This window comes from Streptomyces sp. NPDC003038, from assembly GCF_040611115.1.
In the GTDB taxonomy this organism is placed as follows: domain Bacteria; phylum Actinomycetota; class Actinomycetes; order Streptomycetales; family Streptomycetaceae; genus Streptomyces.
In genome coordinates this window covers 224,771-251,423 of record NZ_JBEXNN010000005.1, presented here as the reverse complement: position 1 = coordinate 251,423, position 26,653 = coordinate 224,771, and the positions used below count along the sequence as shown (strand labels likewise).

Annotated in this window: 25 protein-coding genes, 1 tRNA gene and 1 pseudogene; 13 read left to right on the top strand and 14 right to left on the bottom strand. The window is 71.6% G+C overall.

The annotated features are described in order from the left end of the window. Positions 1-38: 38 nt before the first annotated feature. Positions 39-1,436, bottom strand: coding sequence for an MFS transporter (locus tag ABZX75_RS09365; protein WP_355409504.1), 1,398 nt, complete (start codon positions 1,434-1,436; stop codon positions 39-41). Between the two features lie 152 nt (positions 1,437-1,588). On the opposite strand from ABZX75_RS09365, the gene ABZX75_RS09360 reads away from it, so the two are divergent. Further along, positions 1,589-2,350, top strand: a complete 762-nt coding sequence (locus tag ABZX75_RS09360; RefSeq protein WP_355409502.1) for a phosphoglyceromutase — start codon at positions 1,589-1,591, stop codon at positions 2,348-2,350. A 99-nt stretch (positions 2,351-2,449) separates the two neighbouring features. Here the strand turns inward: ABZX75_RS09360 and ABZX75_RS09355 are convergent, their stop codons facing one another. Further along, positions 2,450-2,599 carry a hypothetical protein gene (locus ABZX75_RS09355; RefSeq protein ID WP_167344738.1) on the bottom strand — a complete coding sequence of 50 codons (150 nt, stop codon included), beginning with the start codon at positions 2,597-2,599 and terminating at the stop codon, positions 2,450-2,452. 113 nt (positions 2,600-2,712) lie between these two features. Continuing rightward, complete coding sequence (gene phoU, locus ABZX75_RS09350; RefSeq protein WP_355409500.1) at positions 2,713-3,390, bottom strand: phosphate signaling complex protein PhoU; 678 nt, start codon at positions 3,388-3,390, stop codon at positions 2,713-2,715. Between the two features lie 222 nt (positions 3,391-3,612). Here phoU and ABZX75_RS09345 point away from each other — a divergent pair, with 222 nt between their 5' ends. Together ABZX75_RS09345 and ABZX75_RS09340 are read left to right on the top strand one after the other, a co-directional pair. Continuing rightward, complete coding sequence (locus ABZX75_RS09345; protein ID WP_355409498.1) at positions 3,613-4,851, top strand: ATP-binding protein; 1,239 nt, start codon at positions 3,613-3,615, stop codon at positions 4,849-4,851. Continuing rightward, positions 4,848-5,528, top strand: a complete 681-nt coding sequence (locus ABZX75_RS09340; protein WP_355409496.1) for a response regulator transcription factor — start codon at positions 4,848-4,850, stop codon at positions 5,526-5,528. Before ABZX75_RS09345 ends, ABZX75_RS09340 begins: the two co-directional genes overlap by 4 nt. Positions 5,529-5,616: 88 nt before the next feature. Here ABZX75_RS09340 and ABZX75_RS09335 read toward each other — a convergent pair whose 3' ends face one another. Next, a complete protein-coding gene (locus ABZX75_RS09335; protein WP_355409494.1) occupies positions 5,617-6,306 on the bottom strand; it encodes a DUF461 domain-containing protein in 690 nt (229 codons plus the stop codon). A 662-nt stretch (positions 6,307-6,968) separates the two neighbouring features. On the opposite strand from ABZX75_RS09335, the gene ABZX75_RS09330 reads away from it, so the two are divergent. The 6 genes from ABZX75_RS09330 (at position 6,969) to ABZX75_RS09305 (ending at position 13,308) form a co-directional block, all read left to right on the top strand. Beyond that, positions 6,969-7,451 carry a CarD family transcriptional regulator gene (locus tag ABZX75_RS09330; RefSeq protein ID WP_003953493.1) on the top strand — a complete coding sequence of 161 codons (483 nt, stop codon included), beginning with the start codon at positions 6,969-6,971 and terminating at the stop codon, positions 7,449-7,451. Between the two features lie 267 nt (positions 7,452-7,718). Continuing rightward, positions 7,719-8,483: a 2-C-methyl-D-erythritol 4-phosphate cytidylyltransferase gene (ispD, locus tag ABZX75_RS09325; protein ID WP_355409492.1), complete on the top strand. Its 765-nt coding sequence runs from the start codon at positions 7,719-7,721 to the stop codon at positions 8,481-8,483. Positions 8,484-8,604: 121 nt separating this feature from the next. Then, on the top strand, positions 8,605-9,087 hold the full coding sequence (ispF, locus tag ABZX75_RS09320) for a 2-C-methyl-D-erythritol 2,4-cyclodiphosphate synthase (RefSeq protein ID WP_355409605.1): 483 nt from the start codon (positions 8,605-8,607) through the stop codon (positions 9,085-9,087). Between the two features lie 84 nt (positions 9,088-9,171). Then, a complete protein-coding gene (cysS, locus tag ABZX75_RS09315; protein ID WP_355409490.1) occupies positions 9,172-10,572 on the top strand; it encodes a cysteine--tRNA ligase in 1,401 nt (466 codons plus the stop codon). A 122-nt stretch (positions 10,573-10,694) separates the two neighbouring features. Beyond that, positions 10,695-11,666 carry a 23S rRNA (guanosine(2251)-2'-O)-methyltransferase RlmB gene (gene rlmB, locus ABZX75_RS09310; protein WP_355409488.1) on the top strand — a complete coding sequence of 324 codons (972 nt, stop codon included), beginning with the start codon at positions 10,695-10,697 and terminating at the stop codon, positions 11,664-11,666. 133 nt (positions 11,667-11,799) lie between these two features. After that, positions 11,800-13,308, top strand: coding sequence for a DoxX family membrane protein (locus tag ABZX75_RS09305; protein WP_355409486.1), 1,509 nt, complete (start codon positions 11,800-11,802; stop codon positions 13,306-13,308). A 241-nt stretch (positions 13,309-13,549) separates the two neighbouring features. Here the strand turns inward: ABZX75_RS09305 and ABZX75_RS09300 are convergent, their stop codons facing one another. From ABZX75_RS09300 to ugpC, 3 genes are all read right to left on the bottom strand, one after another. Continuing rightward, the gene (locus ABZX75_RS09300) at positions 13,550-14,365 is read right to left on the bottom strand and encodes a nucleotidyltransferase family protein (protein ID WP_355409484.1); all 816 of its coding nucleotides are present in this window, start codon (positions 14,363-14,365) and stop codon (positions 13,550-13,552) included. A 79-nt stretch (positions 14,366-14,444) separates the two neighbouring features. Further along, positions 14,445-14,858, bottom strand: coding sequence for a hypothetical protein (locus tag ABZX75_RS09295; RefSeq protein ID WP_355409482.1), 414 nt, complete (start codon positions 14,856-14,858; stop codon positions 14,445-14,447). A 193-nt stretch (positions 14,859-15,051) separates the two neighbouring features. Further along, positions 15,052-16,140 carry a sn-glycerol-3-phosphate ABC transporter ATP-binding protein UgpC gene (gene ugpC / locus ABZX75_RS09290; RefSeq protein ID WP_355409480.1) on the bottom strand — a complete coding sequence of 363 codons (1,089 nt, stop codon included), beginning with the start codon at positions 16,138-16,140 and terminating at the stop codon, positions 15,052-15,054. 193 nt (positions 16,141-16,333) lie between these two features. On the opposite strand from ugpC, the gene ABZX75_RS09285 reads away from it, so the two are divergent. Beyond that, a tRNA-Thr gene (locus ABZX75_RS09285) sits at positions 16,334-16,407 on the top strand. 111 nt (positions 16,408-16,518) lie between these two features. Here the strand turns inward: ABZX75_RS09285 and ABZX75_RS09280 are convergent. Then, on the bottom strand, positions 16,519-17,919 hold the full coding sequence (locus ABZX75_RS09280; protein ID WP_355409478.1) for an FAD-dependent oxidoreductase: 1,401 nt from the start codon (positions 17,917-17,919) through the stop codon (positions 16,519-16,521). Positions 17,920-18,197: 278 nt separating this feature from the next. Between ABZX75_RS09280 and ABZX75_RS09275 the strand changes: the two genes are divergently transcribed. Together ABZX75_RS09275 and ABZX75_RS09270 are read left to right on the top strand one after the other, a co-directional pair. Beyond that, a complete protein-coding gene (locus ABZX75_RS09275; RefSeq protein ID WP_355409476.1) occupies positions 18,198-19,112 on the top strand; it encodes an aminoglycoside phosphotransferase family protein in 915 nt (304 codons plus the stop codon). A gap of 45 nt (positions 19,113-19,157) precedes the next feature. Then, on the top strand, positions 19,158-19,634 hold the full coding sequence (locus ABZX75_RS09270) for a GNAT family N-acetyltransferase (RefSeq protein ID WP_355409474.1): 477 nt from the start codon (positions 19,158-19,160) through the stop codon (positions 19,632-19,634). Between the two features lie 56 nt (positions 19,635-19,690). Here ABZX75_RS09270 and ABZX75_RS09265 read toward each other — a convergent pair whose 3' ends face one another. From ABZX75_RS09265 to ABZX75_RS09245, 5 genes and pseudogenes are all read right to left on the bottom strand, one after another. Beyond that, positions 19,691-20,872, bottom strand: a complete 1,182-nt coding sequence (locus ABZX75_RS09265; RefSeq protein ID WP_355409472.1) for a methyltransferase domain-containing protein — start codon at positions 20,870-20,872, stop codon at positions 19,691-19,693. After that, positions 20,869-21,015, bottom strand: coding sequence for a hypothetical protein (locus ABZX75_RS09260; RefSeq protein ID WP_190344470.1), 147 nt, complete (start codon positions 21,013-21,015; stop codon positions 20,869-20,871). Before ABZX75_RS09260 ends, ABZX75_RS09265 begins: the two co-directional genes overlap by 4 nt. An 806-nt stretch (positions 21,016-21,821) precedes the next feature. Next, positions 21,822-22,664: a helix-turn-helix transcriptional regulator gene (locus ABZX75_RS09255; protein WP_355409470.1), complete on the bottom strand. Its 843-nt coding sequence runs from the start codon at positions 22,662-22,664 to the stop codon at positions 21,822-21,824. Continuing rightward, positions 22,661-23,413, bottom strand: coding sequence for a DUF6879 family protein (locus ABZX75_RS09250; RefSeq protein ID WP_355409468.1), 753 nt, complete (start codon positions 23,411-23,413; stop codon positions 22,661-22,663). The genes ABZX75_RS09255 and ABZX75_RS09250 overlap by 4 nt, the downstream gene beginning before the upstream one ends. A gap of 268 nt (positions 23,414-23,681) precedes the next feature. Next, positions 23,682-24,684: pseudogene (locus ABZX75_RS09245) on the bottom strand (zinc-binding dehydrogenase). A 74-nt stretch (positions 24,685-24,758) separates the two neighbouring features. Between ABZX75_RS09245 and ABZX75_RS09240 the strand changes: the two are divergent. Next, complete coding sequence (locus tag ABZX75_RS09240) at positions 24,759-25,439, top strand: pentapeptide repeat-containing protein (protein ID WP_355409466.1); 681 nt, start codon at positions 24,759-24,761, stop codon at positions 25,437-25,439. Positions 25,440-25,804: 365 nt separating this feature from the next. Here the strand turns inward: ABZX75_RS09240 and ABZX75_RS09235 are convergent, their stop codons facing one another. Further along, a complete protein-coding gene (locus tag ABZX75_RS09235; RefSeq protein ID WP_355409464.1) occupies positions 25,805-26,308 on the bottom strand; it encodes a hypothetical protein in 504 nt (167 codons plus the stop codon). Positions 26,309-26,653 lie beyond the last annotated feature (345 nt).

Below are 26,653 nucleotides of genomic sequence, written 5' to 3'. Positions count from 1 at the left end.
AGGCCCCGGCCGGCCAGTCGGCCGGCCGCCGAGCCGCGCTACGCCGCGGGCACCCCGGGACCGGGACCGGCAGCAGGAGCCGTGACCGCCAGAGCCCCCGGCGCCGGCGCCGCTTCGGCCTTCGGTTCGGCCGTTGCCGCGGCCCTCGGCTCGGAGCCCGCACCGGAGTCCGGCGGGAAGGGCGGTCCGCCGTCCGGTTCGGCGCGCGGCTCCGCGGCAGCGACCACCGACGCCTCCGGCAGGTTCCGCATGAGCAGCCAGTAGCCCAGGCCCGCGACCGTCCCCAGGACCGCCGTCGTCCCCCACAGCCACTCCGCGCCGAAGCGGTCGATCGCCGTCCCGGCCAGCAGCGGCGCCACCAGCGAGGCGACCGCCCACGACATCGTGTACATGCCCTGGTAGCGCCCGCGCCCGTGCAGCGGCGACAGCCGGACGACCAGGCTCATCTGGGTCGGCGAGTTGATGATCTCGGCCAGCGTCCACACGCACACGGACAGCGCGAGGAGCCCGAGGGAACCGCCGAAGGCCGTGATTCCGAAGCCGTAGCCCGCGAGCAGAGCCGAGACCACCAGCAGCTTCTGCGGGTCCCGGTGCTCGATGAACCGTGTGACAGGGATCTGCAGCAGCACGATCATCACCCCGTTCACGGCGATGACCAGGCCGTAGTCGCCGGTGGAGAAGCCGGCGGCGCCCATCGCCAGCGGCAGGCCGAACGACCCCTGCATGAAGATCAGCGAGATCAGGAACGACAGCCCGACGACCCCCATGAAGTGCCCGTCGCGCAGCACCGTGCCCAGTCCGACCTCCGCCTCCGCGGCCACCGAGGCGGCGTCGCCCTTCTCGGGCCGCGACTCGGGCAGCTTGACGTACACGAGGACCGCGCAGACCAGGGTCAGCGCCGCCTCGCCCAGGAAGCCGGCCAGGTAGCTGTACTCGGCGACGAAGCCGGCGACCATCGCGGAGACGGCGAAGCCGAGGTTGATCGCCCAGTAGTTCAGCGCGAAGGCCCGGACCCGGTCCTCCGGGCGGACGATGTCGGCCATCATCGCCTGCACGGCCGGCCGGGACGCGTTGGAGGTCATACCGACCAGCAGCGCCACCGCCGCGATCGCGGCCGGGTGCTCCATGAACCCCAGCAGCGCCACCGAAAGGGCCGTCGACGCCTGGGCCGCCATGAGCGTGGGCCGCCGCCCCAGCCGGTCGGTCATCACGCCCGCGACGAGCGAGGAGATCACGCCGCCGAGCCCGTGCAGGGCGACGACGAGTCCCGCGAAGGAGGCCGAGTAGCCCCGGTCGATGGTCAGGTACAGGGTCATGAAGGTGGCGACGAAGGCCCCGAGCCGGTTGACGAGCGTGCTCAGCCAGAGCCACCAGAACGCCCGCGGCAGACCCGACACGCTCTCCCGGGCGACCCGTCTCAGACTGGCAACGGACATAAGGAATCCCCCCGGGGTGTAAGCGTCTCAATCGCTTCCCGCACATTACGGGCGGACGCCTCCCCCGCGCCATCCGATTGACGCGCACCGTCAATCGGCGCCGCCCCTACACCGCGCGCGAGGGCCCCGGGGCGTCCATTAGGCTCGTACGCATGGCCGACGCACCGTACAAGCTGATCCTCCTCCGCCACGGCGAGAGCGAGTGGAACGCCAAGAACCTGTTCACCGGCTGGGTGGACGTCAACCTCAACGAGAAGGGTGAGAAGGAGGCGATCCGCGGCGGTGAGCTGCTCAAGGACGCCGGCCTGCTCCCCGAGGTCGTGCACACCTCGCTCCAGAAGCGCGCGATCCGCACCGCGCAGATGGCGCTCGAGGCCGCCGACCGTCACTGGATCCCGGTCCACCGCTCCTGGCGCCTGAACGAGCGCCACTACGGCGCCCTCCAGGGCAAGGACAAGGCCCAGACCCTCGCCGAGTTCGGCGAGGAGCAGTTCATGCTGTGGCGCCGGTCGTACGACACCCCGCCGCCGGCCCTTGAGGACGGTACGGAGTTCTCGCAGTCCGAGGACGCGCGCTACGCGACGATCCCGCCGGAGCTGCGCCCCCGGACCGAGTGCCTCAAGGACGTCGTCGTCCGCATGCTGCCGTACTGGTACGACGCCATCGTCCCGGACCTGCTGGCCGGCCGCACCGTCCTGGTCGCCGCCCACGGCAACTCGCTGCGCGCCCTGGTCAAGCACCTGGACGGCATCTCCGACGCCGACATCGCGGGCCTGAACATCCCGACCGGCATCCCGCTCGCCTACGAGCTGGACGCCGACTTCAAGCCCCTCAACCCGGGCGGCACCTACCTCGACCCGGCCGCCGCCGCGGCCGCCATCGAGGCCGTCAAGAACCAGGGCAAGAAGAAGTAACCGCTCGCCGGGCGTGAACGCCGGTGTGAACGCGAAGGGGCCCCGTCCGAGGGATTCGGACGGGGCTCCTCGCGTACGTCGGGCCGGGCGCGGGCCGGGTCAGCCGCCGCACTGGCAGGGGGCGCCGGACTGGCAGCCACAGCCGCAGCCCGAGCCGCAGCCGCAGGCCGCGAGCAGCGGGAGGCGCAGGGGCTCCGGCCGGGGCGGCTGCTCCTGCTCCGGTGTGATGGGGACGGGGGAATCGGGCATGGTTCCTCCTCGCGGGCGGCGTACGGGACTTCGCACGACGGACCGCCCTCGACTCATTCATGCCCACCGGCACCGGCGCGTCAACGGCGCACTGGGGCTCGGACGTCAGGTGTTCAGGCGCCCTCGACCGGCGGCGGCGGCTGGAGCTCGTCCGCGTGCTCGCCCGTCACCAGGTAGACCACGCGCTTGGCCACCGACACCGCGTGGTCCGCGAAGCGCTCGTAGTACCGGCCCAGCAGGGTCACGTCCACCGCGGTCTCGATGCCGTGCTGCCAGCGGTCGTCCATCAGGTGCTGGAACAGCGTGCGGTGCAGCTGGTCCATCTCGTCGTCGTCGTGTTCCAGCTGGAGCGCCAGGTCGACGTCCTTGGTGATGATGACCTCGGCCGCCTTCGCCATCAGGCGCTGCGCCAGCTGCCCCATCTCCAGGATGGTGGTGTGCAGGTCCCGCGGCACCGCCGTCGCCGGGAAACGCAGCCGGGCGAGCTTCGCCACGTGCTGGGCCAGGTCACCGCTGCGCTCCAGGTCGGCGCTCATCCGCAGCGAGGTCACGACGATGCGCAGATCGGTGGCGACCGGCTGCTGGCGGGCCAGCAGCGCGATGGCGCGGGCCTCCAGGTCGTGCTGGAGGTCGTCTACCTTCTGGTCCGCGGCGATGACGCTCTCGGCGAGCTTCAGGTCGGCGTCGAGCATGGACGTCGTGGCCCGCCCGATCGCGGAACCGACCAGCCGGGCCATCTCGACCAGGCTTTCTCCGATCGAGTCCAGTTCCTCGTGGTACGCGTCCCGCATGATGTCCCTCTCTCGCCTACTCGCCTACTGCCCGGAGCGCCTGCTGCCCGGGGGCCGGGGGCGGCCTCTTGCCCTACGTTGACACGTTGAGCCGCAAACGCGTCCGACTCCGGCATCTCAAGTGAATCAACCCCGTCGTCACGGTGAACTCTGGGCGACGACTGTTCGAGGTGCCACCCGAACGGCTGTGGAAGTGTCGTCGTGCCTGCTTAACCTGGGTGCATGGACGTGAACGCGGCGGTCGCCGCAGCTGCAGCGATTGCCGGTCTTTGCACCGGTGTCATCGCCATGCTGGCGTTCCGCTGGAGCGAGCGCGACCAGGCCCGCCCCACCCGGAGCTCCATGCGCCCCGACATCAACGCGGTGCTCCCGCCCGGCGTGGACACCGTCCTCTCCGTCCTGCGCTCCTCCGCCGTCGTACTGGACGAGGGTGACGCGGTGGTCAAGGCCAGCTCGGCGGCGTACGCCCTGGGCCTGGTCCGCGGCGGCAGGCTGGCCGTGGAGCCCATGCTGCACATGGCCCGCGACACCCGCCGCGACGGGGAGATACGCCAGGTCGAGCTGGACCTGCCCCGGCGCGGCACGGGCCGCGGAGAGGCCCTGGCGGTCTCGGCGCGCGTCGCGCCGCTCGGCTCCCGCCTCGTGCTCCTCCTGGTCGAGGACCTCACCGAGGCCCGTCGCATCGAGGCCGTACGGCGCGACTTCGTGGCCAATGTGTCGCACGAGCTGAAGACGCCGGTGGGAGCGATCTCCCTGCTCTCCGAGGCTGTCATGGACGCTTCGGACGACCCCGAGGCGGTCACCCGGTTCGCGGGCCGCATGCAGATCGAGTCCACCCGGCTGATCAACCTCGTCCAGGAGCTCATCGACCTCTCCCGGGTCCAGAACGACAACCCGCTGGAGGACGCGGAGCCCGTGCGCGTGGACACGCTGGTCGCCGAGGCCATCGACCGCTGCCGCCACACGGCCTCCTCCAAGCAGATCACCATGGCCGCGGGCGGCACCGCCGACCTGCGTGTCTGGGGCAATCGCGGACAGCTCGCGGCCGCCCTCGGAAATCTGGTCGAGAACGCCGTCAACTACAGTCCGGCCCGCACCCGCGTCGGCATAGCCGGGCGCAGGGTGGCGGCACCCGGGGGACACTTGATCGAGATAGCCGTGACCGACCAGGGCATCGGCATCCCGGAAAAGGACCGTGAGCGCATCTTCGAGCGCTTCTACCGCGTGGACCCGGCCCGCTCCCGTGCCACGGGGGGAACGGGCCTCGGCCTCGCGATCGTGAAGCACGTGGCGGCCTCACACGGCGGGGAGGTGTCGGTCTGGAGTTCGGAGGGCCAGGGTTCCACCTTCACCCTGCGACTTCCCGAAGCAGCCGCGCCGGCCCCGGCGCAGGGCCCCGCACCCACCCGACCCCTCACTGAACCAGAACCAGCCACCCCTGCCCCGGAGGTCCTTCCGTGACCCGAGTGCTCGTCGTCGAGGATGAGGAATCCTTCAGCGACGCCCTGTCCTACATGCTCCGCAAGGAGGGCTTCGAGGTCGCGATCGCCGCGACCGGGCCCGACGGGCTCGACGAGTTCGAGCGCAATGGCGCCGACCTCGTCCTCCTCGACCTGATGCTCCCCGGTCTGCCCGGCACCGAGGTCTGCCGGCAGCTGCGCGGCCGTTCCAATGTCCCCGTCATCATGGTGACCGCCAAGGACAGCGAGATCGACAAGGTCGTCGGGCTGGAGATAGGAGCCGACGACTACGTGACGAAACCCTTCTCCTCGCGGGAACTGGTCGCCCGCATCCGCGCGGTCCTGCGCCGCCGCGGTGAGCCGGAGGAGGTCACTCCGGCGGCGCTGGAGGCAGGACCCGTACGGATGGACGTCGACCGGCACGTGGTGACCGTCGACGGCGGCAAGGTGGACCTCCCGCTCAAGGAGTTCGACCTGCTGGAGATGCTGCTGCGCAACGCGGGCCGCGTGCTGACCCGTATGCAGCTGATCGACCGCGTCTGGGGCGCCGACTACGTCGGTGACACCAAGACCCTCGACGTGCACGTCAAACGCCTGCGCGCCAAGATCGAGCCCGACCCGGGCGCGCCGCGCTACCTGGTCACGGTCCGCGGCCTCGGCTACAAGTTCGAGCCGTAGGCCCGCACCCTTCGGCGGCACGAGAGAAGGGCCCGCGGCCGCATCAGCGGTCGGGGGCCCTTCCCGTGGGTCTACGCGGCTTCGGGTCTCAGTGGCCCGCGCCGTGCGAGGCGGCACCCGAGGGGGAACCGGAGGCGCTGCCCGAGGGAGCCCCGGCCGGGCTGCCGGACGGAGAACCGGACACCGCACCCGCGGGCGAGCCGGACGGGCTGCCCGACGGCGCGCCCGCGGCGCTGCCGGAGGGGGCGGGGCCGGCGGCCGGGGCCACGGTCGGGCCGTAGCCCGCGTACATGCCGGTGGCCGGGACCACGAAGGCCTCCAGCTCGACGTCACCCGTGCTGCTGAGCTGGAAGACGACCTTCTGCACGTTGCCGTCCTCGACGGCGTCGCGGCCGCCCTCGATCACGGCGGAGGGGTTGCCCTTGCCACCGATCACCACGGAGCCGCCGGCCGGCACGGTGACCTTGCCCGCGCCCTCCGCGCCCTTCAGCACGACCTTGGACTTGCCACCCGGGAGGGTGATGCCGTCGAGGGTCTGCGCCTTGGTGCCGGAGTTGAAGAGCGTCGCGGAGACGGCGGCGGGGCCCTTCTTGTCCTTCTCGCCCGGGGTGATCACCAGCGCGTTCTGGACCTTGATCTCGCCCTTGGTGACGGCGGCGTTGTCCGGCTTGATCCGGAGGGTTTCCGCGTCGTTGCCCGCACCGCACGCGGAGAGCGAGGCGATCGAGAACACGACGGCGGTGGCGGCGAGGGCGCCGCGTCGAAGGCTGCGGCTCACGGCGGCGGCAACTCCTTGGACGAACGGAAGGGGCGGGTGGGCTCTCGGAACGGCGAGGTGGAGCCGTTCTAAGGGTGTGTCAGCGGGCTTAGGTTACCGAGCCGCCGCCCCGCCCCCGCACCCGACCCTCCGCAGGGCGCCGCCCGCCCTGAGGCCGGCGCGGCACCGCGGTCCGCCCCGCACCCCGGTCCGCCCCGCGGCGCGGCGCCGGTGGGGCCGTACCGGCCCGCGCACGCCCCGTGCGTCCGGGATCACCATTCCGCTCGCCGATCACGTGCCACCCGCATATCGCGGGCCGGCCCGTCCGGTGATCAATTGCCGGATTCCTTCGAACGTCGCTTCGTGATCAATTCCCGATTGGGCCGGAACGGACCCCGTCCGGGCGCTCGCCAGTCGAACGGAGTAGTTCGGTTTCCCGACTTCGAAACCGGCAAACCGGGACGTACGTCACTTCGGTCGGGGTGTCGGGCGGGTGTAGCGTGGCCCTTTCGCCCGGTCCGTACAGCGCCCCCGACCTGCGAATACCCTCTTCCGGAAGCTCTCCGCAGCACGTTCCTGTTGCTGTTGTCAAGCCCCGAGATGTGCCCTGACCTGCGAAAACGCCATTCATAACGGTCGGTTCTCGTGTTACCCTGGATAGCCACGGAAGGGGTACCTGTCACATGACGTTCAAGGTTGGCGACACCGTGGTCTATCCCCATCACGGGGCCGCGCTGATCGAGGCCATTGAGACTCGCCAGATCAAAGGCGTGGACAAGACCTACTTGGTGCTCAAGGTCGCCCAGGGCGACCTGACGGTTCGTGTGCCTGCGGACAATGCGGAGTTCGTCGGCGTTCGCGACGTAGTCGGCCAGGACGGGCTGGACCGGGTCTTCGAGGTGCTCCGCGCACCGTACGCAGAAGAGCCGACGAACTGGTCCCGGCGCTACAAGGCAAATCTGGAAAAGCTCGCTTCTGGCGATGTCATCAAGGTCGCCGAAGTCGTGCGTGACCTGTGGCGTCGTGAGCGTGAGCGTGGGCTCTCCGCGGGTGAGAAGCGCATGCTCGCGAAGGCGCGCCAGATCCTGGTGAGCGAGCTCGCGCTCGCTGAAAACACGAACGAGGACAAGGCCGAGGCCCTCCTCGACGAGGTTCTCGCGTCCTGACGCAACGAACCTTCACAGTTGTGCCGCGGTGCCCGATGACACGCCCTCTCCTCCACGAGAGGGCTGTTGCCGGGCGCTGCGGCATGTCTGTACCCATGCCTTCTGTACCCATTACTTCACTGCCATCACTTCACTGGCGTGCCGGGTCCGGGCAGCCGGCTCGACCGGTCGTCACGGAAGGGGCGAGGACGTCGTACCCGGCACCCTTCAGGCCATACCCATGTCGGCCGAAGCCACAAACCTGGCTGCGCAACCCGGAGCTTGACGATGTCTGACGAATCGCGCCCCGAGGGCGTCCCGCGCCCCCACCACACCGCCGCGGTCATCCCGGCCGCCGGCCGCGGGGTCCGCCTCGGCCCCGGAGCTCCCAAGGCACTGCGGTCCATCGGCGGCACCCCGATGCTGATCCACGCCGTCCGCGCGATGGCCCGCTCCCGCGCGGTCGGTCTCGTGGTCGTCGTCGCGCCGCCCGACGGCGCCGCCGAGGTGCGCCACCTCCTGGACGAGCACGCGCTGCCCGACCGCACCGAGATCATGGTCGTCCCCGGCGGGGAGACCCGCCAGGAGTCCGTACGCGCCGGCCTCGACGCGCTCCCCGGGCACATCACCTCCGTACTCGTCCACGACGCGGCCCGCCCCCTGGTCCCCGTCGACACCGTGGACTCGGTGGTCGAGGCCGTCCGGGACGGATCCCCCGCCGTGGTGCCCGCCATGCCGCTGGCCGACACCGTCAAGGAGGTCGAGCCCGGCAGGCCCGGCGAGCCGGAACCGGTCGTCGCCACCCCGGAGCGGTCCCGGCTGCGGGCCGTCCAGACCCCGCAGGGATTCGACCTCGCCACCCTCCTGCGCGCGCACGAGGAGATCGCCGTCAACGGCGAGGGCGCCACCGACGACGCCGGAATGGTGGAACGGCTCGGCATCACCGTCATGGTGGTTCCCGGCCACGAAGAGGCCTTCAAGGTCACCCGCCCGCTCGACCTGATCCTGGCGGAGGCCGTACTCGCCCGCAGGAGGGCCACCGATGCCTACTAGCTCCGCAGGGTCAGCAGGGTCAGGAGCTTCCGCAGCTTCCGCAGCTTCCGCGGCTTCCGCATGTCCGTCAGGAACGGAAGCCGGTCGCGTCGGGCCGCCCCTCCTTCTTCCGCTCGTCGGCATCGGCACCGACGTGCACGCCTTCGAGCCGGGCCGCGAGCTGTGGTGCGCCGGCCTGCTGTGGGAGGGCGAGGACGGTCTCGCCGGACACTCCGACGGCGACGTCGCCGCGCACGCCGCCTGTGACGCCCTCTTCTCCGCCGCCGGCGTCGGCGACCTCGGCGCGCACTTCGGCACCTCCCGCCCCGAGTGGTCAGGCGCCGCCGGTGTCACCCTCCTGGCGGAGGCGGCCCGTATCGTCCGGGCCGAGGGCTTCGAGATCGGCAACATCGCCATCCAGGTGATCGGCGTACGCCCGAAGATCGGCAAGCGGCGCGAAGAGGCGCAGAAGGCGCTCGCCGCCGCCGCGGGCGCCCCCGTCTCCGTCTCCGGCACCACCACCGACGGCCTGGGCCTCACCGGCCGCGCCGAAGGCCTCGCCGCCATCGCCACGGCCCTGCTGTACCGGATGAACGCCGACGAAAACGGCCCGGCTACGACGTAGCGGCGACACCGCTTCGGCAACAAACAGGCCCCGCGTCCCGAAAGGGTCGCGGGGCACTGCTACAGGCGCACTACCCTGGATGCCGTGACTATTCGCCTGTACGACACCAGCGCCCGGCAGATCCGTGATTTCACCCCGCTCACCGCGGGCTGCGTCTCGATCTACCTCTGTGGCGCCACCGTGCAGGCCGCCCCGCACATCGGGCACATCCGGTCGGGCCTCAACTTCGACATGATGCGCCGCTGGTTCGAGTACCGGGGCTACGACGTCACCTTCATCCGCAACGTCACGGACATCGACGACAAGATCATCGCGAAGTCCGGCGAGCAGCGCCGCCCGTGGTGGTCCATCGGCTACGAGAACGAGCGCGCCTTCAACGACGGTTACGCCGCCCTCGGCTGCCTCCCGCCCACCTACGAGCCCCGCGCCACCGGCCACATCACCGAGATGGTCGAGATGATGCGCGGCCTCATCGAGCGCGGCCACGCCTACGAGGCCGACGGCAGCGTCTACTTCGACGTGCGCTCGTACCCCGGCTACCTCAAGCTCTCCAACCAGGAGCTCGACAACCTCCAGCAGCCCGCCGAGGCGGGCATCACCGGCAAGCGCGACCCCCGCGACTTCGCCATGTGGAAGGCCTCCAAGCCCGGCGAGCCCGACTGGGAGAGCCCGTGGGGCCGCGGGCGGCCCGGCTGGCACCTCGAATGCTCCGCCATGGCGCACAAGTACCTGGGCGAGGCCTTCGACATCCACGGCGGCGGCCTCGACCTGATCTTCCCGCACCACGAGAACGAGATCGCCCAGGCCAAGGCCTTCGGCGACGCGTTCGCGTCGTTCTGGGTCCACAACGCTTGGGTCACCATGTCCGGCGAGAAGATGTCCAAGTCGCTCGGCAATTCGGTGCTCGTCTCCGAGATGGTCAAGCAGTGGCGTCCGATCGTCCTGCGCTACTACCTCGGCACCCCGCACTACCGGTCGATGATCGAGTACAGCGAGGAGGCCCTGCGCGAGGCGGAGTCCGCCTTCGCGCGGATCGAGGGCTTCGTCCAGCGGGTCACCGAGAAGGCGGGCAAGCCCGTCCCCCCCGCCGCCGAGGTCCCGCCGGCCTTCGCCGAGGCCATGGACGACGACCTGGGCGTCCCGCAGGCGCTCGCCATCGTCCACACCACGGTCCGGCAGGGCAACAGCGCGCTGGCCGCCGACGACAAGGACGCGGCCATCGCGCGCCTGTCCGAGGTACGCGCCATGCTGGGCGTGCTCGGCCTGGACCCGCTCGACCCGCACTGGGCCGGTGAAGCGGACCGCGGTGAGGACCTGCACGGCGCCGTCGACACGCTCGTACGGCTGGTCCTGGAGCAGCGCGAGTCCGCGAGGGCCCGCAAGGACTGGGCGACCGCCGATGCCATCCGTGACCAGCTCCAGCAGTCCGGGCTGGTCATCGAGGACAGCCCGGCGGGCCCGCGCTGGTCGCTCGGCCCCCGCTGAGCCCGGCAGCCGAGCCCAGGCGGATCGGCCCGGCCAGGTGAGCACGGTGTGCTGCCCGGCGTTCCGGGCGGCACACTCTTCATACGTACATACCGCAGCACCAACGAAAACAGGTAGAAGTCATGGCCGGGAACAGCCAGCGCAGGAACCGTCGCACGTCCAACAAGAAGGGCGCGACGGTCGGCAGCGGTGGCCAGCGGCGCAAGGGCCTGGAGGGCAGGGGCCCCACGCCCCCCGCGTCCGAGCGCAAGGGCCACAAGAAGAACCGCATCACGAACGCCATGGCCAAGCAGGCCGCCAAGCGGCGCCCGGCCCCGCGCCGCGGCGGCCCCAAGGGCACCAGTGAGATGGTCGTCGGCCGCAACCCGGTCTTCGAGGCGCTGCGCGACGGGGTCCCGGCCACCACGCTCTACGTCCAGCAGTTCATCGACAACGACGAGCGCGTCCGTGAGGCCCTCCAGCTCGCGGCCGAGCGCGGCAACATCAACCTGATGGAAGCCCCGCGCCCCGAGCTCGACCGGATGACCAACGGGCTCAACCACCAGGGCATGGTCCTCCAGGTCCCGCCGTACGAGTACGCGCACCCGGAGGAGCTCACCGCCGCCGCGTACGACGACGGTGACGACCCGCTGATCGTCGCCCTCGACGGGGTCACCGACCCGCGCAACCTCGGCGCGATCGTCCGTTCCGTCTCCGCCTTCGGCGGCCACGGCGTGGTCATCCCCGAGCGCCGCGCCGCCGGCATGACCGCCGGTGCCTGGAAGAGCTCGGCCGGCACCGCCGCCCGCACCCCGGTCTCCCGCGTGACCAACCTGACCCGCGCCCTCCAGGAGTACAAGAAGGCCGGCATCACCATCGTCGGCCTCGCCGCCGAGGGGACGCACACGGTCAACGACCTGGAGGCGCTCGGCGGCCCGGTCGTCATCGTCGTCGGCTCCGAGGGCAAGGGCCTCGGCCGCCTCGTCGGCGAGAACTGCGACTACCTCGTCCGCATCCCCATGCCGGGTGGCGCGGAGTCGCTCAACGCCGGTGTCGCCGCGGGTGTCGTGCTCTACGAAGCCGCCCGCCGGCGTGCCGACCGCGGGCGCGCTTGATCCACTTGGCTCACGGAAAGTGACCCGTGAGCGTGTCACCCCGCCCCTTATGGGCGGGGTGGCTTGATCTTGACGGGTCTCGGACAGATCTCTGATGTCAAGGCAGTGTCCTAAACACTGATCACTCGGTTAGATGAGTGTGGACACCAGAACGTCAGGGTTCGACGACCAGCCCGCGCTGAGCATGGTCAAGGTGCCGTGCGATCCCGCACAGGTCATCGTCAACCACGCCAGCTTCCGCGTGCGGCTCGCACCGAGCCCGAGCGCGCGTTCCAAGCCCGCGCACGCCCCCGGCCGCGCGCCCGTCCTCGGCGGCGCCGTGGCCGCCGGAGCGACGCGCCGCCGGGCTCCCGTCGTCTGGAGCGGAAAGGGGGACTCCGGCGACGCGTCGGCCATGGGCGGACTGCTCCAGGCCGTACGGGAGTCAGGGCGCGGCCACGACGAGTACGACGGCGGAGCCACCCAGGTCATCCCGCGCATCGACCTGGCCCAGGACCTCGCCGACAACACCCTCGCCACGCCGACCGTCATCGGCCAGCGCACCTACGGGGACCCGGACGAGACCCGCACCCTGGCCGCCGTACGGGACCTGCCCCACGACGCCCCCTACGGAGGCGGGCCGGGCGACCCGGAGGACTCCCGGCGCGGCGGCTCCGACGCGCGGGGCCAGGCCTCGTACTACCCCGGCCGCCGGATGAACCTCGGCGTCGTGCTGCTCCCGCTGCGCGTCTTCCTCGGCTTCATCTCCATCTACGCCGGCATGGGCAAGCTGTGCGACCCCGTCTACTTCGACGGCGGCGAACGCGGCTCCATGGTCACCTGGCTGCACACCCTGCACCCGTGGGCGCTCGCCGAGCCGCTGCGCGACTTCGCGCTGGCGCACCCGGTCGGCGCCGGGCTCAGCGTGGCGTTCCTCCAGGTCATCGTGGGCGTGCTGACGGTGTTCGGCCTGTGGCAGCGGTTCGCCGCCTCCTTCGGGGCCCTGCTGTCCGCCGCGCTGCTGATGACGGTGAGCTGGAAGACCGTCCCCGCCTACGACGCGCCCGACATCATCTACCTCGCCGCCTGGAGCCCGCTGATCATCGCGGGCGCGCCGGTCTACTCCCTCGACGGGCGGCTCGCCGGCGAGGCCTGGCGCACCCTCGGACCGCGCTCCGAGATCTGGCGGCTGCGGCGGCGCGTACTGCGCCGCGGGGCCGTCATGGCCGCCGTCGTGTGCGGGCTCACCCTGCTCATCGGCTCGCTCCTCGGCGGAGCCGTCCGCTCCACCACCGTGGTCACCGTGCCCGGACCGGGACGGGCGCCCAGCAACTACCTGCCGGGGCAGCCGCTCCCGCAGACGCCGGCCCGGCAGCAACCCTCGCCGCAGCCGTCCAGGACGGCGCAGCCCTCGGTCTCTCCCTCCGAACCGGCCGCGAAGTCCGGACGCGGGGCGACGGCCGGACCCGCGCGGGAGACCGCCGGGACCTCCGGGTCGCCGAGCGCGACGCGCACCACCGGTACGCAGACCCCGCGCAGCACGCCCCGGCAGTCGGCCACGCAGAGGCCGCCGAGCTCCAGCACGGGGAGCGGCTCGGGCGGCGGCAGCGGGGGCTCCACCCCGACGAAGCAGCCCGGCCTGGTCGGAGGGCTCCTCGGCTGACGCCGACGGATCCGCTGGACGGACATCGGGGCCCGGCGCGTGCGAGCGTGCCGGGCCCCTCCGCGTGTGCCGGGCGCGCGAAGCATCGTACGAGTGGTGCTGCGGGGTGCCTCCCCGTGCTTCCCGTGCTTCCCCGTGCTTCCCCGTGCTTCCGCGTGCGGCGCTCGCCGTGTCGTACGTGCCGTACCCGCGTGGCCCCCGAGGCCGTTGCCGCTGGGGCCGTACTCCCGTCCGAAAGGCCTCAGGAGCCCGTCTGCGCCGCCAACTCCCTGGCCGCCTCGGTGAGGTCCTTCGCGGTGTCGATCGCCCGCCAGTAGGCCCCCTGCGGCAGCGGGAAGCCCGCCAGGCGGCGTTCCCGGGCCAGGCGCGGGAAGGTCGTGCGCTCGTGGTCGCCCAAGTCGGGGAGCAGCGCGGCGAATTCGGGCCCGAAGACATACACGCCGGCGTTGATCAGATAAGGCGACGGCGGGGCTTCGATGAAGTCCAGCACCTGCCCGTACTCGTTGGTCTCCACCACCCCCCAGGGGATCCGCGGCCGGGCCAGGGCCAGGGTCGCGACCGCCCCGCGCTCGGTGTGGAAAGCGGCCATCTCCCGCAGCGAGAAGCGGGTCCAGACGTCGCCGTTCGTCGCGAACCAGGCCTGATCGGGGTGCGGGAGGTGACGGGCGGCGTACTTGAGACCGCCTCCGCGCCCCAGCGGCTCCTCCTCGACCACGGTGGTCACGCGGAGCGGCAACGAGGCCTGGGCGAGCCACTCCTGGAGCACCCCGGCGAGATGCCCGCAGGAGACCACGGCATCGGTGACCCCCTCGGAGGCCAGCCAGGCCAGCTGGTGCCCGATGATGGGCAGCCCCGTCCCCGGGATCTCGACCATCGGCTTCGGACGGTCGTCCGTGTACGGCCGCAGCCGCGACCCCTGGCCGCCCGCCAGGACGACCGCCTGGGTGGGGCTGGTGGTGGGGAACGCGGCTGCGGAATGAGCGGATCGGGGTGCGGGGCGTACGGAGGATGCGGGACGTGCCGGGGATGCGGCATGTACGGGGTCGGCGTCGGTCATGGTGGCCAGAGTAGGGAGGCCCGGGCTCCGGCGAAGAGCGACTCGGCCGTGTCAGCCCGTGGAGGGGCGACGCGCCGTGTCAGCCCATGGAGGCGACGCCGGCCGCGTACGAGGTGTCGCAGACGGGGCGGGCGAAGGACTGGGCCTTCGTCGGTCCGTAGACGTCGACGGCGGCCCGTCCCAGCGCCCGCGCGATCCCCACGCAGTGTTCGGCGAGCGACGGCCGCCGGTCCACCTCCTGCTGGAGACGGGTCAGGACATCACCCGGCGCCTGCCCCTGCTGCAACTCGCTGAGCAGCTTGTCGCGCAGCACCTCGTGGGTGGCGCGGGGCTTCGCGGGGACGGAGACGTCCTCGGCGGAGGCGGTCAGGATCTGGGAGGAGGAATTGTCCGCCCAGGGGACCATGGTGACCGCGAGCGTCCCGGACAGGACCAGGACGACGGGCAGGACCAGGGCGAGGGAACGGCCGATACGGCGGGCAGTATGGGTCACGAGGGCGAGAGTAGCGCTCGGTGAAGATTTGGCGACATTTAGTCACCCTGACGAGGGATGGTTCGACGTGGCTTTTCGAATCGGGGGTTGACGGGCGGGGCCGAATGGCCCGTTCTGCCGGGGTAACGACCGCGAAAGGGACGCCCCTTGACGGGACGTCCCTTCGGGCCGTGCGCGGGCGGCGAGGTGGCGGTCAGCCGGAGAGCCGCTCACCGGAGGAAGTCGAGAACACGTGGATCTCGTCGGCCCGCGGCACCACGTGCAGCGTCGAGCCCTTCTCCGGCACCTGGCGGCCGTTGACGCGGACCACGAGGTCCTGCGAGCCGTCGGCGGCGGAGGTGGAGCCGTAGACGTACCCGTCGGCGCCGAGCTCCTCGACGACGTTCACGATGATGGTCAGACCGCCGGTGTCGCCGATGTCGAAGTGCTCCGGGCGGACGCCGACGGTGACGGTACGGTCGCCCGCGTCGGCGGCGGCGGACAGCGCCTCGCGCGAAACCGGCACGACGCTGTCGCCGAACTTCACGCCGCCGTCGGTGATCGGGACCTCGACCAGGTTCATGGCGGGCGAGCCGATGAAGCCGGCGACGAAGAGGTTCGCGGGGCGGTCGTACATGTTGCGCGGGGTGTCGACCTGCTGGAGCAGCCCGTCCTTCAGCACGGCCACGCGGTCGCCCATGGTCATGGCCTCGACCTGGTCGTGGGTGACGTAGACGGTGGTGATGCCGAGGTCCCGCTGGAGGGCCGCGATCTGCGTACGGGTCGAGACGCGCAGCTTGGCGTCGAGGTTCGACAGCGGCTCGTCCATCAGGAACACCTGCGGCTTGCGCACGATGGCGCGCCCCATGGCGACGCGCTGGCGCTGGCCGCCGGAGAGCGCCTTCGGCTTGCGGTCGAGGTACTGGGTGAGGTCCAGCATCTTCGCCGCGTCCTCCACCTTCTTGCGAATGGTGGCCTTGTCCTCGCCGGCGATCTTGAGCGCGAAGCCCATGTTGTCGGCGACGGACATGTGCGGGTAGAGCGCGTAGTTCTGGAACACCATCGCGATGTCCCGGTCCTTGGGCGGCAGGTGCGTCACGTCGCGGTCACCGATGCGGATGGAACCGCCGTTGACGTCCTCCAGGCCGGCGAGCATGCGCAGGGAGGTGGACTTGCCGCAGCCGGACGGGCCGACGAGGACGAGGAACTCGCCGTCCTCGATGTGCAGCTCCAGCTCGTCGACGGCGGGCTTGTCGCCGCCGGGGTACAGCCGGGTCGCCTTGTCGAAAGTGACAGAAGCCATGGTGGTGGATCCCTTCTACCGGCAGGAACGTGCCGGACGATCCGAGTGGAAGGAAAAAATGGGTCTAGTCCACTGAGTGGACTTCCGCCCGACGCTACCCCGGCGCGCGGCTCCTGTCAGTAGCCCGCGGCGGACACGGGCGTGAGATTTTCGACAGACGGGCGGTCCGGCCCTGGGTACACTGCACGGGTATGCCTCCTTAGCTCAGTTGGCCAGAGCGCCGCTCTTGTAAAGCGGGGGTCGTCGGTTCGAACCCGACAGGGGGCTCCGCGCCGGAAGGCCCCGGACCGTGAGGTCCGGGGCCTTCGGCATGTCCGGGCTTCTCGGCGTGTCCGGGCTCTTCGGCGTGTCCGGGCTCTTTGGCGTGCCCGGGGCCGTTCAGTGGCGGCCCGAGATGCGGTCGGCCAGGCGGGCCAGGGGGGCCGTCGTCGGGCGGTGGGTGGTGGATTCGCGGCGGTCCGCCTCGCGGTAGGCGGCGTAGAGGGCCTGGACGCCGAGCCAGCGGAAAGGTTCCGGCTCCCAGCGGCGCACGCGGTGGCCGACCCAGGGGAGGGCGGTCAGCTCGGTGGCGTCCTGCTGGACCAGGTCGCGGAGCGTGCGGGCGGCCAGGTTGGCGGTGGCGACGCCGGAGCCGACGTAGCCGCCGGCCCAGCCCAGTCCCGTGGTGCGGTCCAGGGTGACGGTGGCGCACCAGTCGCGGGGGACGCCGAGGACGCCGGACCAGGCGTGGGCGATCTCCGTGCCCGCCAGCTGGGGGAAGAAGGAGGTCAGCAGCGCGGTGAGGCTCTCGATCGTCGCGGGCTGGGTGCGGCCGTCGTGGTCCGTGCGGGAGCCGAAGCGGTAGGGGACGCCGCGGCCGCCGATCGCGATGCGGTCGTCCGCGGTGCGCTGGGCGTACATGTAGGCGTGGGCCATGTCCCCCAGGACCTCCTTGCCCGACCAGCCCAGGCGCGACCAGGTCTCCGGCGGGATCGGGGCGGTTACGATCATCGAGGAGTTCATGGGGAGCCACGAGCGCTTCTGGCCCTTGAGGGCGGCGGTGAAGCCCTCCGTGCAGCGCAGGACGTAGGGGGCGCGGACCGTGCCGTACGGGGTGACGGCCCTGCGCGGGGCGATCTCGGTGACGGGTGTGGACTCGTGGATGACCACGCCGAGGCGTTCGGCGGCGGCGGCCAGGCCCTTGACCAGCTTCAGGGGGTGGATGCGGGCGCCGTGAGGGCTCCAGCTGGAGCCGACGGCGTCGGCGATGTCGATGCGGGCGCGGGTGGTGGTGGCGTCGTAGAACTCGCGGTCCGTCTCGCCGAAGGCCGTTTCGGCCGCGTGGAAGGCCTTGAGGCGGGTGAGCTGGGCGGGGGTCCGGGCGACTTCGAGGACACCGCCGCGGTGGATGTCGGCGTCGATTCCTTCTTTGGCCGCCACGTCGATGACCTCGGTGACGGTGTCGTTCATGGCGTGCTGGAGGCGGAGTGCCGCCTGGTGGCCGTGGAGCTTGGCGTAGCGGTCGCGGCCGGCGACTCCGTTGTAGAGCCAGCCGCCGTTGCGGCCGGAGGCTCCGTAGCCGCAGAACTTCTGCTCCAGGACGGTGACGCGCAGGTCGGGGGCGGACCGCTTGAGGTAGTACGCCGTCCACAGGCCGGTGTAGCCGCCGCCGACGATGACGACGTCCGCGGTGGCGTCGGCGGTGAGGGGTGCGCGGGGTGGTGGGGGCGTGGCGGTGGGGCCCGTCGCGTTCGCCGTGTCCGTCGCGTACCAGAAGGAAATGCCGCCGTTGATCGTCATGGGGGAGTTGGTACACGGCGTTCCGGAGGGGTGTCCAGGGGCGATCCGTCGCGCGTCGCTGCCTGTTCGTAGGCCGGATGACCGGTGTGAGCGGGGCGCGGGGGATGCCGGTGGCGCGTCGGTCCGTGGTCGGTGGTCGGTGGTCCGTAGTCGGTGGTCGGTGGTCCGTAGTCGGTGGTCGGTGGTCGGTGGTCGGTGGTCGGTGGTCGCGAGGTTCACCCGCGGGTTCCCCCACGTGGGGGAGGCGCGGTCGTCCTCGCGCGTCCTAGCCTCGGAGCATGGTCGACATCGAGATTCCCGAGGGGCTGGTCGAGGCACAGGTCGAGAACAACGGAGAGGAGGGACGGGAGTTCATCGCGGCGCTGCCGGCGCGGGCGGCGGAGTTCCTGGAGCGGTGGGAGCTGCGGCGGACCGGGCCGGGGATGCACGGGTGGTCGGCTCTGGTCCTGCCGGTGGAGCGGGCCGACGGGAGCGCGGCCGCGCTGAAGATGCAGCTGATGGACGAGGAGAGCGCGGGGGAGCCGGCGGCGCTGCGCGCGTGGGGTGGGGAGGGCTGCGTACGGCTGCTGGAGCACGATGAGGGCACGGGCACGCTGTTGCTGGAGCGGCTCGATGAGGGGCGGCACCTGTCGGTGCTGGCGCAGCGGGACTCCCGGCAGGCGGTGCGGGTGATCGCCGAGCTGCTGGCGCGGCTGACGTCGGTGGCGGCTCCGCCGGGGATGCGCGGGCTGGGGGACATAGCCGCCGAGATGCTGGACGCCGTGCCGGATGCGCTGGGGCGGTTGGCGGACGGGCGGACGCGGGGGCTGTTGCGGGACTGCGCGGCGGCGGTGGCGGAGGTCGCCGGGGAGCCGGGGGACCGGCTGCTGCACTGGGATCTGCACTACGACAACGTGCTCGCGGGTGGGCGGGAGCCGTGGCTGGCGATCGATCCGAAGCCGCTGGGCGGCGATCCGGGCTTCGAGCTGCTGCCGGCGCTCGTCAACAACTTCCGTGTGGACGAGGTGCGATGGCGGTTCGACCTGCTGACGGAGGTGCTGGGGCTGGATCGGGAGCGGGCGCGGGCGTGGACGCTCGGGCGGGTGCTGCAGAACTGCCTGTGGGACGTCGAGGACGCGGAGGACGCGGAGGACGGGGAGGTGGAGACGGGGGAGGAGCAGTGGGCCGTGGCGGAACTGCTGCTGAAGCGGTGATCGGCGCTGATCTTCGGTGGTCTGAGGGCGATTTAGGCTGCGGACATGATCCGTAGCGCTGAAGTCACCGATGTCCCCGTCATCCGCGCGATGATTCGCGAGCTCGCGGAGTACGAGAAGGCGCCGCATGAGGCGCGTGCCACCGAGGAGCAGCTGCGTGAGGCGCTGTTCGGGGAGCGGCCGGCGGCGTTCGCGCACATCGCGCAGACGCCGGACGGGGAGGTCGTCGGCTTCTCGATCTGGTTCCTCAACTTCTCGACGTGGCGCGGGGTACACGGCATTTACCTGGAGGACCTGTACGTACGGCCGGGCGTGCGCGGCGGCGGGTACGGGAAGGCGCTGCTGACGGAGCTGGCGCGGATGTGCGTGGAGCGGGGGTACGAGCGGCTGGAGTGGTCGGTGCTCGACTGGAATCTGCCTGCCATCGACTTCTATCGATCGGTCGGAGCGGTGCCAATGGACGGGTGGACCGTGAACCGCCTGACGGACGACGCGCTCCGCAAGCTGGCCGGGGAGCAGTAGCCAGCGGGCCCGCCCGGGCCCGCGGGAAGGCGGCGCCCGGCGGGGGCTGGGTCCGGCTATCCGACGGCCGGGACCGGGTGCTCCGGGGAGTCGAGCCAGGCCCAGGGGGTGCCGTCGGGGCTCACAGTGAGGCCGAACCGCTCGAACGCCGGACGGTCCTGGTCGTTCCACCAGGCGTAGGCCGCTCTGACCTCGCCCCAGAGGTCCCGTGGTCCGGACTGGTAGACCGCGAACTCCTCCCCGCCGGGGACGAAGTCCACCGACGCCCAAGAGGTGACCTGGGTGTCCCGGAGCCACAGGGTGTAACTCCCGTCGTCGTACCGCTCCGGGTACGGGAACATCCCTTGTGTCTGGAGCCCTATGGCGAACATGGGGAGCCAGCCGGCCACGTCCTCCGGGGACAGGGAAGTGACCGTCCGGCGGCCATCGGCGGGCCAGGGCTTCCCACCCAGGTACTCCTTCACGTGCGTGCGGTAGGCGCGCTGCTGCCGGAGGCGCATGAAGGCGGAGGAGCCGACGAACGGGCCGGACGCGCTTCCGTCCCGCTGGACGGTGAGGCGGACAACGGCCTCCCCGCCGTACTCCGTCGCGTACGGGGAGACGATGATCCCGCCGGGCCGGGTCTGCCGAACGATCTCGGTCGGGATCTCCCGGAGGGAGGCAGTGATCAGGACCCGGTCGTACGGGGCGCACGCCGGCCAGCCCTGGGAGCCGTCCCCGACGACGGCCATCGGGTTATAGCCCGCAGCATCCAGCCGAGCGAGGGCGCTGGCCGCGCTCTCCGGGTCGAACTCGACGGTGACCACGTTCTCCGACCCGACCCGTTCGGACAGCAGAGCCGCGTTCCAGCCCGTGCCGGTCCCCACCTCCAGGAGCTTGGAGTCCGGCTGGACGTCCAGGGCCGCCAGCATGGAGAACACCATGGAGGGCTGGGAGTTGCTGCATGTCGGGACGCTGCCACGGCCGGGTCCCGTGTGGTTTCCGTCGTCCCATTGGGTGGTCAGGGACGTATCCGAGTAGACCGCGCGGAACCACGTCTCCGGGTTGGTCTGGCGGTCGATGCTTGCCACCGGTCCGCCGTCACTCTGGCCGACTCCGGGCCAGATCACATCGGGGACGAACGCCTCCCTGGGCACCACCTGGTAGGCGGGGAGCCAGTCGGAGGTCAGGGCCCCGGCATCCGTGAGCCGGGAGGCCAGACCTTGGGGGCTGGCCTCCGTCGTGGCGCGCTCGGTCACTTGGTTCCGCTGCCCTTCGTGTCGCTGTGCCCGGAGTCCTGGCCTTCCGAGCCGCCTCCGCCGTGCCCGGCGCCCGACTGGCCGTCGTCCTGCTGGCTCCCGCCCTGCCCCGAGCCGGTGCCTCCGCCGTGCTGTCCGCCCATGAATCTGCTCCTTCTCGTGGTGGATGAGTGGTGCCATGAGCCGCCCCGGTTGAACGGTGGACCGGCCACCGGGGCGGAGTCTGTCGGTTGGGGCCAGTCGGACCCTGGAGTGAGGGCCCTGGGAGCACCCTCTGGCCGGGCCTGCATCTGCCGTTCTCCGGCCTCCGCCAGGAACTCCAGAAGGGGATTCCCCGGAGTCAGGTGGCACGAGAGCTGGGCGGCCCATTCGCCTCGTTCCCGCAGGTCATGGAGCTGGGCCGCTATGTCGTCCCAGGACTCTGGCGGCGGTTCCGGTGGGGTGCTCACCGCGCCGTCCCCTGACTCCGCTGGTTCGTTTCGGTCACCTTGGCGGTCAACCCCTGGGGGCTGCATGTGGCCGGGCGGTACTCAGGGCAGACCGGTCGGCCGCACTCGCACGGGCGCCATTTCAAGGCGTTGGCGGGACTCAGGTCCGGGCCCTCGAACCGCACCCAGCCGGGTTCCGCACTGCTCCCTTGGCGGTCGCGGGTGGTCATGGATTGCCCCACCTCACGACCTGCGCCAGCTTCATGGCGACGTCGGGGCGGACACTGCCCAGCCTCACCAGCCCCGGGCCGGGGCGGTGTCGGGTCGATGCCCAGTGAGGGGAGAACGATTCCAGCGGCGGCCATCAGCGATTCGCGCAGCGATTCCACGACCGTCCTCGGGGTCACTGTCTCCAGTTCGTGCGAGCTGTCCATGAGAGGGACGCTAGGGCCGGGCGCCCGGCCCCGTGGGGGTCGATTCGCCGGGATTCTCGGACCGGTCCGCGATCTTCCGGTGGATTCTCAGACAGTGTCGAGAGCACGCCTGGCGCGGGCAATCACACGGTGGGCGTCCGCACCGTAGACCGCGGAATCGGAGAGGGACTGCCACACCTTCCGGTAGACGCTGACACTGTCCGCGTCGTCCAGCCAGAGTTCCGCGTGCCAGTCCTCCGCGATCACCAGGCGGTCGTCGTACAGCCAGAACCCGTTGTCCGGGGGGATCTTGAGGGACGCGCCGAAGGGGACGATGCCCAGGGAGACGGTGTCCAGCCCGAGGACCCCCGTCAGGCGGTCCAGCTGGGCGGCCAGCACGGGAGGAGGGCATACGAGAGCCCGGAGCGCTGCCTCCCACATCACGATGTGGAACGTGCGCCCCGGCTCGTACAGCATCTCCTGGCGTTTCACGCGGGCCCGTACGGCTTCCTCGGTGTCGCGTACGGACTGGTGAAGGTCGGCATAGCGGGTGAAGACGTGGCGGGCGTACTCGGCGGTCTGGAGCATTCCCACGACCGTGGAGCCCTGCCAGACGTGAAACGTCGTCGTGCGTTCGTACTCGGCCGTCAGCGTGTCCTGAACGGGCTTGTGGCCCGCGGCAAGCTGTCTGCGCCATGCGCGGGAACGGGACTCCAGGCTCCGGAGCCGGGTGATCAGCTCCTCCGCCGCCTCCGGATGACCGGTGCCGTCCGCCCACGCCAGTAGATCGTCCGCCGTCGCGGTCTGGCGGCCGGTCTCCAACTTGCTGATCTTGGACTGGGGCCAGCCGAGCAGGACCGCTAACTGACGGCCCGTGAGCCGCCGATCGATGCGCAGCTCACGCAGCCGCGCACCGAGGGCAACTCTCGCCTGTTGGAAGTCGGTGCTCACTCGGCGGACGGCACCTGGTCCGCGAAAGTCTCGTACGGAACGGCGTGATGCCACGCGGCGTCCCGGACCTGGCAGGCGCGGGTGACCTCCACAGGATCTGTGACCAGTTCGACGCCGGTCATCCGGTCGTCGTCATCGAAGTGGAGCCGGGCGATGACCCTGGAATCGAAGAGCCAGAAGTCGTCGTCGGGGAGTTGCAGCCGTTCGGCTTCGGAGCGCCACAGGTTGCGGATGTCCTCGCCCACCGCGCTGTTGCGGCGGGCGTTGTCGAGCAGGTAGCGCTGGCCGGGGGTGGGCGGATTGTCAGCGATCCGGACCCGCTCGAAGCGCTTGCCCAAGGCGGACTGTTCCCGCCGGGACACGCACCAGGGGTCGTTCAGGTCCCAGCCGGCTTCCTCGCCCCGGACGAACCGCCGGTACGTTTCGGTCTCCTCGTCGGACTGATAGCGACGCCGGGTCTCCAGTCGCCAGGCCGTGTGCTCGAAGGTCCGGAACATCCCGGCGAACTCCTCGAAGCTGATCAGCACAGGCGTCCTCTCCACGTCCCTGGGCGCGAAGTCGGCCAGGAGCACGCGCGGGACGACCACGAACCCCTCCCCATCCTTGACGTTCCGAAGCTGCGCCACGTCGTGGGGGTCGGTCACGGCGTCGCCCTGTACCAGGACCTCCCCGGAGTCCAGGTCCTCGTACAGGGTCGGGCAACCGTCGTTGCCGGAGTTGGTACCGATGAACCGGAGTCGCCGTGCCATTGCCGTTCCCTCCCACCAGCGGACAAGTTCCGACCAGCATGGGACGGGTGCAGCCGCTCTGTCCTGCGTGATTCGCAATGATTCTCGGGACCGACGCAAAAGGCCCCCAGCTCCCCGGCGCTTGCGAAGGAACGGGGGCCAAGTTGGTTGCGACGAACGGTGAGCCGAAAGGCGGTTAGCGGTGGTTCGGAGGGGCCGAACGAACTCTTCTGGGGGGTCCTAGGGGTGTCAGGTGGGGCGGCCGGGGCCTGGTTCGCGGAGGGGGCTCCTACGGTTCCAGGACGACCTTGCCGGTGGTGGCGCGGGTTTCCAGGGCGTGGTGGGCGGCGGCGGCTTCGGCGAGGGGGAAGCGTGTCAGGGCCGGGCGGAGGCGGCCGGTGGCCGCTTCGGCGAGGGCGCGGGTCTCCAGAACGTGCAGCGGGTCGGGGGCGCCGACGCGCTGGAGCATGGCCGGGCCGAGGACGCTCCGGGTGGTGATGGAGCGGGCGATGAGGACGGCGCGTTCGGCGTCGGTGAGGTCGAGGGGGCCGCCGGACCAGCCGAAGACGAGGTGCCGCGCGCCGGGGGCGAGCAGGTCGAGGGCGGCGCGGGCGGTGGCGCCGCCGACGGAGTCGAAGAGGACGGTGGCGCCGGGCCGGCCGAGGGCGTCGAGGTGGGCGCGTACGGCGTCGGGCCAGTCGGGGACGGTGTAGTCGAGGGCGAGGTGGGCGCCGTTGGCGGCGGCCCGGGCGGTCTTGGCGGGGCCGCCGGCGAGGGCGATGACGGTGGCGCCGGCGCGGGTCGCGTACTGGACGAGGAGGGTGCCGATGCCCCCCGCGGCGGCGGGGACGAGGGCGATGGACTGCGGGCCGAGGTCGGCGAACTGGAGGATGCCGAGCGTGGTGCGGCCGGTGCCGATCATGGCGACCGCCTCGGCGGGTTCGAGGCCGGGCGGTACGGGGTGGAGGCGGTCGGCGTCGGCGATGGCGTACTCGGCGTAGCCGCCGGAGGCGAAGCCGAGGTGGACGACGGCCTGGCGGCCGAGCCAGGCGGGGTCGGTGCCGGGTCCGAGGGCGTCGACGGTGCCGGCGACCTCGCGGCCCGGGACGGCCGGGAGTTCGGGGAGGGCCGGTGCGGGTCCCTGGATGCCCTGGCGCAGCGTGGTGTCGAGGAGGGACGCCGGCGGCGGTGACGGCGATGCGGACCTGGCCGGGGGCCGGTTCGGGGTCGGGGGTGTGCTCGTAGGAGAGGTTCTCGGCGGGCCCGAAGGCGCGGAGTCGGATGGCGCGCATGCGGTCAGCCTGTGACCTGAAGTGGACTTGAGGTCAAGAGGGGGCATGTCAGTGCTGTGGGCCAGGATGGGGCAATGGTGCGAAAAGGGCGGCAGCAGCAGGAGACGGTGAAGGCGGCGCGGCGGCCGGACGTGCGGTTGCCGGAGCTCGCGGTGTGGGAGGGCGGTGGGCTGGAGCCGGACGGGGACTACGACGGGTTGGAGTTCGCGGACTTGGACCTGGTGGGGCAGGAGGGTGCGGGGGCGCGGTTCATGGACTGCGCGCTGCGGCGTTGCGCGCTGGATGAGACGGGGCTGGCGAAGGCCCGGTTCCTGGACTCGGTGCTGGAAGGGGTCCGGGGGGTGGGGACCGACCTGTCCCGGGCGTCGCTGCGGGACGTGGAGCTGGTGGACGCCCGGCTGGGCGGGGTGCAGCTGCACGGGGCGGTGCTGGAGCGGGTGTGGGTACGCGGAGGCAAGATCGACTATCTGAACCTGCGGAAGTCGCGGCTCAAGGACGTGGTCTTCGAGGGATGCGTGCTGGTGGAGCCGGACTTCGGGGGTGCGGTGCTGGAGCGGGTGGAGTTCCGGGACTGCGTGCTGAGGGGGGCGGACTTCAGCGGGGTCCGGATGGTGGATGTGGATCTACGGGCGGCCGCGGAGCTGGGCATCGCGCGCGGGGTGGATGCGCTGGCCGGGGCGGTGATCAGCCCGGGGCAGCTGTTCGACCTGGCGCCGGCGCTGGCGGCGCAGCTGGGCGTGCGGGTGGTGGCGTAGCCGGGGCGCCGGGGCGCCGGGGCACGGGGGGGGGCGGGGGGCGGGGAGCGGGAGCCCCTGCCGTGGGTTCCCCCGCCCGCCGCCGGGCCGGCCGGGGCCGGTGGGTGCGGGCTGGCCGGGACGCGTCGGCCGTCCGTGAGCCGGTGGGTGCCCGCGTTGGCCGGGACGCGGTCGGCCGTCCGTGAGGTGTCGCCTGTCGGGGTGCACGGCCCGTTGTTCAGGGGGCTACCCCGCAGGGGGCTGGACCGTTCCTTTCGGATCGGGCCGGTTGAGCGCGGTGCACGCGGTACGGGCAGGTGGGGTTCCCGAGGGCGTCTCCCCGCGGGAACCGAGGGGGCGCGGGCCCGCCGGGAGGGGAGCTGGGCCTAAGCCGGGACGCGGGGGAAGCGGGCCTGGAGCGTCCAGATCACCGGGTTGTCGGCGAGGCCGTCGTGCATGTCGATGAGGTCGGCGATGAGGTCGTGCAGGAAATCGCGGGCCTCGCGGCGCAGCAGGCGGTGGCTGAAGGTCAGCGGGGCCTCCTCGGCGGGCATCCAGTCGGCCTCGACGTCGACCCAGCCGAAGCGACGCTCGAAGAGCATGCGGTCCGGGGACTCGGTGAAGTCGAGTTCGGCGTACTGGCGGTTGGAGGATCGGCTGCGGCGGGGGTCCTGGTCGAGCTGCTCGACGATGTCGCAGAGCGCCCAGGCGAAGTCCAGTACGGGCACCCATCCCCAGGCTGTGGACACTTCCCGGTCGGCGTGGGTGTCGGCGAGGTAGACGTCCCCGCAGAACAGGTCGTGGCGCAGGGTGTGGACGTCCGCGGAGCGGTAGTCGGTCTGCGGGGGGTCGGGGAAGCGCCGGGAGAGGGAGTAGCCGATGTCGAGCACGTACCCGATGGTGTCACGGCTGGGGCGGTGGGTGCGGCGCGGGCGGCCGGGGGGGCGGGTGCCGGTGGGGTGTGGGCCGGTCCGGCCGGGATTCGGCGGGGGTTGATCGGGGCCGGGCGGCCGGGGCGGCTGGAGGTTCGGGGCGTGGGGTGGTGTCGGTGCCGGGGTGGAACGGCCCGGCCGGCATTCGGCGGGGGTTGATCGGGGGCCGGGGCGCCGGGGTGGCTGGAGGTCCGGGCGCGGTGCGGTGCCGGTGCCGGGGTGTGGGCTAGTCCGGCCGGGATTCGGCGGGGGTTGACGGGGTCGGGGGGCGCCGGGGTGGTAGGCCGTCCGCGCTCGGTCTCC

What these genes read in the sequence shown, in the direction of transcription:
- ugpC (WP_355409480.1), bottom strand. Translation starts at nt 16,140, where the DNA reads ATGGCTTCTGTCACTTTCGACAAGGCGACCCGGCTGTACCCCGGCGGC.
- ABZX75_RS09240 (WP_355409466.1), top strand. Translation starts at nt 24,759, where the DNA reads ATGGTGCGAAAAGGGCGGCAGCAGCAGGAGACGGTGAAGGCGGCGCGG.
- ABZX75_RS09270 (WP_355409474.1), top strand. Translation starts at nt 19,158, where the DNA reads ATGATCCGTAGCGCTGAAGTCACCGATGTCCCCGTCATCCGCGCGATG.
- ABZX75_RS09360 (WP_355409502.1), top strand. Translation starts at nt 1,589, where the DNA reads ATGGCCGACGCACCGTACAAGCTGATCCTCCTCCGCCACGGCGAGAGC.
- ABZX75_RS09280 (WP_355409478.1), bottom strand. Translation starts at nt 17,919, where the DNA reads ATGACGATCAACGGCGGCATTTCCTTCTGGTACGCGACGGACACGGCG.
- ABZX75_RS09300 (WP_355409484.1), bottom strand. Translation starts at nt 14,365, where the DNA reads ATGACCGACGCCGACCCCGTACATGCCGCATCCCCGGCACGTCCCGCA.
- ispD (WP_355409492.1), top strand. Translation starts at nt 7,719, where the DNA reads ATGTCTGACGAATCGCGCCCCGAGGGCGTCCCGCGCCCCCACCACACC.
- ABZX75_RS09250 (WP_355409468.1), bottom strand. Translation starts at nt 23,413, where the DNA reads ATGGCACGGCGACTCCGGTTCATCGGTACCAACTCCGGCAACGACGGT.
- ABZX75_RS09260 (WP_190344470.1), bottom strand. Translation starts at nt 21,015, where the DNA reads ATGGGCGGACAGCACGGCGGAGGCACCGGCTCGGGGCAGGGCGGGAGC.
- ABZX75_RS09305 (WP_355409486.1), top strand. Translation starts at nt 11,800, where the DNA reads ATGAGTGTGGACACCAGAACGTCAGGGTTCGACGACCAGCCCGCGCTG.
- rlmB (WP_355409488.1), top strand. Translation starts at nt 10,695, where the DNA reads ATGGCCGGGAACAGCCAGCGCAGGAACCGTCGCACGTCCAACAAGAAG.
- ABZX75_RS09275 (WP_355409476.1), top strand. Translation starts at nt 18,198, where the DNA reads ATGGTCGACATCGAGATTCCCGAGGGGCTGGTCGAGGCACAGGTCGAG.
- ABZX75_RS09365 (WP_355409504.1), bottom strand. Translation starts at nt 1,436, where the DNA reads ATGTCCGTTGCCAGTCTGAGACGGGTCGCCCGGGAGAGCGTGTCGGGT.
- phoU (WP_355409500.1), bottom strand. Translation starts at nt 3,390, where the DNA reads ATGCGGGACGCGTACCACGAGGAACTGGACTCGATCGGAGAAAGCCTG.
- ABZX75_RS09355 (WP_167344738.1), bottom strand. Translation starts at nt 2,599, where the DNA reads ATGCCCGATTCCCCCGTCCCCATCACACCGGAGCAGGAGCAGCCGCCC.
- ABZX75_RS09345 (WP_355409498.1), top strand. Translation starts at nt 3,613, where the DNA reads ATGGACGTGAACGCGGCGGTCGCCGCAGCTGCAGCGATTGCCGGTCTT.
- ABZX75_RS09330 (WP_003953493.1), top strand. Translation starts at nt 6,969, where the DNA reads ATGACGTTCAAGGTTGGCGACACCGTGGTCTATCCCCATCACGGGGCC.